Source organism: Streptomyces sp., from assembly GCF_035563135.1.
In the GTDB taxonomy this organism is placed as follows: domain Bacteria; phylum Actinomycetota; class Actinomycetes; order Streptomycetales; family Streptomycetaceae; genus Streptomyces.
Genome location: NZ_DATMVN010000493.1, coordinates 1 through 7,584 on the forward strand (window position 1 = coordinate 1; position 7,584 = coordinate 7,584).

At 70.8% G+C, this 7,584-nt stretch carries 5 protein-coding genes and 1 pseudogene; all 6 read left to right on the forward strand.

Annotated features, from left to right (window positions below):
* On the forward strand, nucleotides 1-1,560 hold a 1,560-nt coding region (locus tag VN520_RS21700; protein ID WP_325748602.1), incomplete at its 5' end, for a CTP synthase.
* 76 nt (nucleotides 1,561-1,636) lie between these two features.
* A complete protein-coding gene (locus tag VN520_RS21705; protein ID WP_325748603.1) occupies nucleotides 1,637-2,263 on the forward strand; it encodes an NUDIX hydrolase in 627 nt (208 codons plus the stop codon).
* Between the two features lie 226 nt (nucleotides 2,264-2,489).
* Nucleotides 2,490-4,565: a tetratricopeptide repeat protein gene (locus VN520_RS21710; protein WP_325748604.1), complete on the forward strand. Its 2,076-nt coding sequence runs from the start codon at nucleotides 2,490-2,492 to the stop codon at nucleotides 4,563-4,565.
* Nucleotides 4,566-4,728: 163 nt separating this feature from the next.
* Nucleotides 4,729-5,844 carry an alanine dehydrogenase gene (ald, locus tag VN520_RS21715; RefSeq protein WP_325748606.1) on the forward strand — a complete coding sequence of 372 codons (1,116 nt, stop codon included), beginning with the start codon at nucleotides 4,729-4,731 and terminating at the stop codon, nucleotides 5,842-5,844.
* Nucleotides 5,845-6,203: 359 nt separating this feature from the next.
* Nucleotides 6,204-7,322 (forward strand): ParA family protein, encoded by a 1,119-nt coding sequence (locus VN520_RS21720; protein ID WP_325748605.1) that lies wholly within the window; start codon nucleotides 6,204-6,206, stop codon nucleotides 7,320-7,322.
* Nucleotides 7,307-7,584, forward strand: a pseudogene (locus VN520_RS21725) (hypothetical protein); the annotation flags it as partial. The gene VN520_RS21720 and the pseudogene VN520_RS21725, both read left to right, overlap by 16 nt.

The following is a 7,584-nucleotide window of genomic DNA, read 5'->3' on the forward strand; positions in this document are numbered from 1 at the left end:
GGTCTGCGGGTCAAGATGCAGAAGCTCGACCCCTACCTCAACGTCGATCCCGGGACGATGAACCCGTTCCAGCACGGTGAGGTGTTCGTCACCAACGACGGCGCCGAGACCGACCTGGACATCGGGCACTACGAGCGCTTCCTCGACGTCGACCTGGACGGCTCCGCCAACGTCACCACCGGCCAGGTGTACTCCTCGGTGATCGCCAAGGAGCGGCGCGGCGAGTACCTGGGCGACACCGTGCAGGTCATCCCGCACATCACCAACGAGATCAAGAACCGCATCCGCCGGATGGCCACCGACGACGTGGACATCGTCATCACCGAGGTCGGCGGCACGGTGGGCGACATCGAGTCGCTGCCTTTCCTGGAGGCCGTACGCCAGGTCCGCCACGAGGTGGGCCGGGACAACGTGTTCGTCGTGCACATCTCGCTCCTGCCGTACATCGGTCCGTCGGGCGAGCTGAAGACCAAGCCCACCCAGCACAGCGTCGCCGCGCTGCGCAACATCGGCATCCAGCCGGACGCCATCGTGCTGCGCGCCGACCGGGACGTCCCGACCGCCATCAAGCGCAAGATCTCGCTGATGTGCGACGTCGACGAGACCGCCGTGGTGGCCTGCAAGGACGCCCGGTCGATCTACGACATCCCCAAGGTGCTGCACACCGAGGGCCTGGACGCCTATGTCGTCCGCAAGCTCGACCTGCCGTTCCGCGACGTCGACTGGACCACCTGGGACGACCTGCTGGACCGTGTCCACAACCCCGGTCACGAGGTCACCGTCGCCCTGGTCGGCAAGTACATCGACCTGCCCGACGCCTACCTCTCGGTCACCGAGGCCATCCGGGCCGGCGGTTTCGCGAACAAGGCGCGCGTCAAGGTCAAGTGGGTCGCCTCCGACGACTGCAAGACCCCGGCCGGCGCCCGGAAGCAGCTCGGTGACGTCGACGCCGTCTGCATCCCCGGCGGCTTCGGCGAGCGCGGTGTGGTCGGCAAGGTCGGCGCCATCCAGTACGCCCGCGAGAACAAGGTGCCGCTGCTCGGCCTCTGCCTCGGCCTCCAGTGCATCGTGATCGAGGCGGCGCGGAACCTCGCCGGCATCCCGGACGCGAACTCCACCGAGTTCGACGCCGCCACGGGCCACCCCGTCATCTCGACGATGGAGGAGCAGCTCGCCTACGTCGAGGGCGCGGGCGACCTGGGCGGCACCATGCGGCTCGGCCTGTACCCGGCGAAGCTCGCCGAGGGCTCCCTGGTCCGCGAGGCCTACGCGGGCGAGCCGTACGTCGAGGAGCGCCACCGCCACCGCTACGAGGTCAACAACGGCTACCGCGCGGAGCTGGAGAAGAAGGCCGGACTGGTCTTCTCCGGCACCTCCCCGGACAACAAGCTCGTCGAGTACGTCGAATACCCGCGTGAGGTCCACCCCTACCTGGTCGCCACCCAGGCGCACCCGGAGCTGCGCTCCCGTCCGACCCGCCCCCACCCGCTCTTCGCCGGTCTGGTGAAGGCGGCCGTGGAGCGCAAGGTCGCGGCGCAGGGCACGGGCGCCGAAGCGTAAGGCGATACGGTTGACCGGGGTACGGATCCTGACGGGATGCGTGCCCCGGTTCCTGTTTGTTCGTGGGAGGACGTACATGGGTTTCCAGGACACACCCGAGGAGTGGCAGGTCACCGCGACGGTGACCCCCTTCACCGGTAACAAGACCAGCGTCCGCACCGACGACGTCGTGATGCCCGACGGCAGCGTCCACAGCCGTGACTACCAGGTCCACCCCGGCTCCGTGGCGGTGCTCGCCCTCGACGCCGAGGGCAGGGTCCTCGTCCTGCGGCAGTACCGGCACCCGGTGCGCCACAAGCTGTGGGAGATCCCGGCGGGACTGCTCGACGTCCCCGGCGAGAACCCGCTGCACGCGGCGCAGCGCGAGCTCTACGAGGAGGCCCACGTCAAGGCCGAGGACTGGCGGGTGCTGACCGACGTCTACCCCACACCCGGCGGCTGCGACGAAGCCGTACGCATCTTCCTCGCCCGGGACCTCTCCGAGGCGGAGGGCGAGCGCTTCGCCGTCTCCGAGGAGGAGGCCGACATGGAACAGGCGCGGGTGCCCCTCCAGGAACTCGTGCGGGGCGTGCTCGCCGGCGATCTGCACAACAACTGCCTGGTCGTGGGCGTCCTCTCGCTCACCGCGGTGCTCGCGGGCGACGGCGTGGACTCGCTGCGCCCGGCCGAGGCGCCCTGGCCGGCCCGTCCGTTCGAGGTGTGAGACCGGGCCTCGCTGCCGGCCACGCGGCAGTCCGGCCGCCGGGCCGTCCCCGTCGGGACGGTCCGGCGCCTCGGCGATCGGCTGCTGATCGTACGAAACTTTGATCCGATCGAGGGATGTGTCCGCCGCGCTCAGCCGTGATCGCCCGCACCACTGAACTACGCTCGAAAGGCACCCGACCGGACTTCCGGTGGGCAACCGCGTGCAGCGAAGTGGAGCGTGGCCTGTGACCGATCAGGCGGTGGACACCAGCAGCCCGGCCGTCGTGGCCGGGACGGCGGGAGCCAAGGAACCGCCGAACGCCACTCCTCCTCAATTCTTCGGCCGCGAACGTGAGTTGAAAGCCCTTCAGGAGGACGTCGGGGGTACGGGCCTGGACACCCTGGCCGGCCGCAAAGCGGCCCGCGCACGGGTCCTGCTGATCGCGGGACGGCCCGGATCCGGACGCACCGCTCTCGCCTCCGAACTCGCCCGCCGGCTCGCGGAACCAGGCGGCTACCCCGACGGGGTCCTCCGGGTCCCGCTCACCGAACCGGACGGTGAGCGCGTCCCCGTGGAACGCACCGCACGCGCGCTCCTGGGCCTGCTTTCGGTCGACGCCCCGCCCGGAGCCGGTGAGGACGAACTCTCCGAGACGGTCCGCGAGACGTTCGCCGTACGCCGGGCCCTGATCCTGCTCGACGACGCCGTGGACGCCGAGCAGGTCGAACCGCTGCTGCCGGACAACCCGGACTGCCTGGTCGTCGCCACGGCGACCGGCCCCCTCACCGGGATCCCCGGGGTCCGCCCGTGCACCGTCGGCGGGCTGGACACGGGCTCCGCGGTGCAGCTGCTGGCCCGCACCATCGGACAGGTCCGCATCACGGTCGATCCGAGGACCGCCGAGACACTCGCGGAGGAGTGCGAGGGGCAGCCCGCCGCCCTCACCCTAGTCGCGGGCTGGCTCGCCGCCCGCCCCGGCGCGTCGGTCGCCGATGTGGCCAGACAGCTGCGCGACCAGCAGGACGACCCGGAACGGCCCACCGGCGCCCGGCCGCTGGCCCGCGCCTTCCGGCTGGTCCACGACTCACTGCCGCCGGCCGCCGCCCGGATACTGCGGCTGCTCGCCCTCGCCCCCGCCGGGCTGGCCGACGCACACACCGCTTCCGCGCTGGCCGGGTGCTCCGTGTCGGCCGTGCAGACGACCCTGGACGACTTCGTCCGGTTCGGACTGCTCAGGACGAACGGCGCCGAACTGCCGCAGTACGAGGTGCCCGGCTGCCTCGCACCGCTGCTACGCGCCGCGCTGGAGGAACTGGAGCGGCCCGCCGAGATCCAGCTGGCCCGGGCCAGGATGCTGGAGCGGACCGTGCGCCGGCTCCAGGCCTGCCGTGCGGTCACCGATCCCGAGGACTCCCCGGCCCGCCGCCGGCTCGCCGGACTGCCGCGCTCGCTGCGTTTCCCCGGCCCGGAATCCGCCGCCGAGTGGCTGCGGATCCGCGAGCCGGCGCTGCTGGCCTGCGCCCGGGCCGCGGTGCGTGACGGGGAGCTGGACACCCTCGCCCGCCGGCTGGTGGCCGCGCTCGTCCGCGCCCTCGCCGCGCACCGGGGAACCGAGGAGGCCGCTCCCGTGCTGTACGGGCTGCACGGCCTGGTCCTCGACGTGGCGGAGCGCCGCGACCTGCCCCGGGAGAAGGCCGCCGCCCTGCTCAATCTCGCGGATCTGGACGCCAGGACCGGGCGCACCCGGGAGGCGCTGGCCCGTTACCGGGCCGCGCTGGACGCCGGCCGTGCGGCGAACGACCTCTACGCGACCGGCAGGGCGATGGAATCCGCAGGCGGCGCCTACGCGGAGCTGGGGGACTACGACCGGGCCTCCGACTGGTACGGCAGGGCGCTCGCCCAGCGGCTCACGCAGGGGGAGCGGGCCGACGGGGCGCGGCTGTACGGGCGGCTCGGAGCGGTCCACACGTATGCCGGGCGCTACGGCGAGGCCCTGCGCAACTGGCGGGCGGCGGCGGCGGGCCACCGCAGGCTCGGGGACCTCCCGGCCCAGGCGCGTGCGCTCAGTGAGGCCGCGCGGGTGCAGGAGTACGCGGGCAGGCCGCAGGAGTCGCTGCACACCTGCCGGGACGCGGTCGGCCTGGCCCGCCGGGCGGGTGACGTACGTCTCCAGGCCGCGCTGGAGCTCAGGCTGGCGGACACCCTCGACCGCCTCGGGGACCCGGCGGCGGCCCGGCTGCACCGTGCGGCGGCGGACAGACTGCTGGGCGAGGACGGTCAGGACACGCAGCAAAGAGAGGCTGACCTACGAAATCCGTAGTACTTCGATCAAAACTTAATGCTTTGTAAGGCTGGACAGTGAGAAGCCCTTCATTAATGATGGCTCTGCCGCACCTCCCTGCGGTGTCTCCCCTTATGCTTGGTTCATGCGGGTATCTCCCGTGATGTCCGAGCGTTTCTCCGAGCCAAGGACCGTGATCGACGTGAAGGTCGGCATCCCCCGCGAAGTCAAGAACAACGAGTTCCGGGTGGCGATCACCCCTGCCGGAGTGCATGAGCTCGTCCGCCACGGCCACCAGGTCCTCGTCGAGCGGCACGCCGGTGAGGGTTCCTCCATCCCGGACGCGGAGTACGTCGCCGCCGGCGCGCGGATCCTGCCCACCGCCGACGAGGTCTGGGCCGCCGCGGACCTGCTGCTCAAGGTCAAGGAGCCGGTCGCCGAGGAGTACCACCGCCTCCGCAAGGGCCAGACGCTCTTCACCTACCTGCACCTCGCCGCCTCCCGTGAGTGCACGGACGCCCTGCTCGAGTCGGGCACGACCGCCATCGCCTACGAGACGGTCGAGACCGCGAACCGCGCGCTGCCGCTGCTCGCCCCCATGTCCGAGGTGGCCGGCCGCCTCGCCCCGCAGGTCGGCGCGTACCACCTGATGCGCTCGGTGGGCGGACGCGGTGTGCTGCCCGGCGGTGTCCCCGGCACGGGGTCGGCCAGGGCCGTCGTCATCGGCGGCGGGGTCTCCGGCTGGAACGCCACGCAGATCGCCGTCGGACTCGGCTTCCACGTCACCCTGCTCGACCGGGACATCAACAAGCTGCGTGAGGCCGACAAGGTCTTCGGCACGAAGGTGCGGACGGTCGTCTCCAACGCCTTCGAGCTGGAGAAGGCCGTCGTCGAGGCCGACCTCGTCGTGGGCGCCGTGCTGATCCCGGGTGCCAAGGCGCCGAAGCTGGTCACCAACGAGCTCGTCGCCAAGATGAAGCCCGGAAGTGTTCTTGTCGACATTGCGATCGACCAGGGAGGCTGCTTCGAGGACTCGCATCCGACGACGCACGCCGAGCCGACCTTCACGGTCCACAACTCGGTCTTCTACTGCGTCGCGAACATGCCGGGCGCGGTGCCGAACACCTCCACCTACGCGCTCACGAACGCCACGCTGCCCTACATCCTGGAGCTCGCGGACCGGGGCTGGACCGAGGCCCTGCGCCGTGACGCCGCGCTGGCCAAGGGTCTCAACACCCATGACGGCCAGGTGGTTTACCGCGAGGTGGCCGAGGCGCACGGTCTCGACCACGTCGAACTGGGCACACTTCTCGGCTGAGCCGGTCAACCCTCTACGTCAACATCACGCGTCCGGCCGGACCTCGCCCAGCGAGGTCCGGCCGGACGCATGAGGGGCCCCGGACCGTCCCGCCGGAGACATGACCCTCTACCCTTTTTGCACCCCCGCGAAAGGTACGCCCCGGGCGCTCCTTGCTCTTGACAGAGGGGTGTTCGATTGCCGACACATCGGGCCGGGTCCGGCGGATTGTGTTGCTGCGAACCGGTGACACGCCATAGAGTCGCCAATCGTCGGCATGGTGCCACGCTGACCTATCGATAAGTTTCCTGGTCACATCCAAGGAGGTAAGACGACTTGTGAATGAGTCGACATTTACTCCCGGGGGTGGTCAACCAGGGATGCCTGCACGGGGTCTGAGCCCGATCGGGCTCGAAGCTGTCGGCTCCGCCGCTGTCCGCACCTTCGCCACCCACCAGCACATGACGACAGCCCCCCAGATGATGGACGGCCTACACGTGAACGCCATGGCCGGCAACGAAAGTGGCCGAGAGACCTCCCACTTCGCCGACTTCGCCGAGGTGCCCGAGGGGCACTTCTACGACCCCGATGCCGAATACGAGCCCGATCCGGAGTACGCGGCCACGCTCGCGCCCGACGCCGCCCGCCAGCGCCGCGAGCGGATCGGCCCGACCGGGCGGCCGCTGCCGTACTTCCCGATCCCCGGTCCGCTGAGCGACCACGGCCCCGCGAAGATCATCGCGATGTGCAACCAGAAGGGCGGCGTCGGCAAGACCACGTCGACCATCAACCTGGGCGCCGCACTCGCGGAGTACGGCCGGCGCGTCCTGCTCGTCGACTTCGACCCGCAGGGAGCCCTGTCCGTCGGCCTCGGGGTGAACCCGATGGAGCTCGACCTCACCGTCTACAACCTGCTCATGGAGCGGGGCATGGCGGCCGACGAGGTCCTGCTGAAGACGGCCGTGCCCAACATGGACCTGCTCCCCAGCAACATCGACCTCTCGGCCGCCGAGGTGCAGCTGGTGAGCGAGGTGGCCCGGGAGTCGACGCTGCAGCGCGCCCTCAAGCCGCTGATGTCCGAGTACGACTACATCGTGATCGACTGCCAGCCCTCGCTCGGTCTGCTCACCGTGAACGCCCTGACGGCGGCTCACAAGGTGATAGTCCCGCTCGAGTGCGAATTCTTCGCGCTGCGCGGTGTGGCACTGCTCACCGAGACCATCGAGAAGGTCCAGGAGAGGCTCAACCCCGAGCTGGAGCTGGACGGCATCCTCGCCACCATGTACGACTCCCGCACGGTGCACAGCCGTGAAGTGCTCGCGCGCGTCGTCGAGGCCTTCGACGACCACGTCTACCACACCGTCATCGGCCGGACGGTGCGCTTCCCGGAGACCACGGTCGCCGGTGAACCCATCACCACGTACGCGTCCAACTCGGTCGGCGCCGCCGCCTATCGCCAGCTCGCCAGGGAGGTGCTCGCCCGGTGTCACGCCGAGTGAGTCTGCCGGGGGCCGACGAGCTGTTCCGTACCACCGGGGGCATGGGCCTCCAGGCATCGTCCCCCGCAGAGCGGCGACGCAAGGCGAACGGCGAGGCGCGGGTCCCCGCACCGGCCGGAGGAAGCGATTCGGCGGCGGACACGGGCCAGGGCGGCGCACCGGGCAGCGGGGACGCACCCGCCGGGGCATCCCGCGAGGAGCACTCCGCTGCGGACACCGACGGCGGCGGCTCGCGCGGCCGCGCCGAGGGGGACGACCGGAG

What these genes read in the sequence shown, in the direction of transcription:
- VN520_RS21720 (WP_325748605.1), top strand. Translation starts at nt 6,204, where the DNA reads ATGCCTGCACGGGGTCTGAGCCCGATCGGGCTCGAAGCTGTCGGCTCC.
- VN520_RS21705 (WP_325748603.1), top strand. Translation starts at nt 1,637, where the DNA reads ATGGGTTTCCAGGACACACCCGAGGAGTGGCAGGTCACCGCGACGGTG.